Source organism: Halorubrum sp. SP3 (genome assembly GCF_005435195.1).
Taxonomy (GTDB): Archaea; Halobacteriota; Halobacteria; order Halobacteriales; family Haloferacaceae; genus Halorubrum; species Halorubrum sodomense.
This window is the reverse complement of the sequence record NZ_SGTU01000519.1, coordinates 1-323: the sequence shown is the minus strand read 5'-3', so window position 1 is coordinate 323 and position 323 is coordinate 1. Positions and strand designations below refer to the sequence as shown.

Below are 323 nucleotides of genomic sequence, written 5' to 3'. Positions count from 1 at the left end.
GGCCACCTCCTCGCCCGCTTACAAGCCCACGGGTTCACCGTCGAGGACCACGGTGACGACGCCCGCCACGCCGACGAGGTGCTGTACGGCGACGGTCCTGACCTCCGCGTCTACGATGACGGTGAACTGATCGCCTACATCGAACTGAAGGTCAAGACCAGCCCCGAGTGGTTCGCTCGCTGTAACCGTCGTCACTTCAACGAGTACGTCAACTTCACCAACGAGGTAGATGAGCCTGTCTTCATCTGGTTCGCGCTGGTGGACTCTGTGACGGAGCAGCTCCACCGCTCGGCGTTTTTCGAAGTCGAGGACACCGACCAGAT

At 61.0% G+C, this 323-nt stretch carries 1 protein-coding gene; it reads left to right on the top strand.

What is annotated here, in order from left to right; translation table 11 throughout:
• The coding region (locus EXE42_RS19050; protein ID WP_158293793.1) for a hypothetical protein at nucleotides 1–323 on the top strand (323 nt) is incomplete at both ends.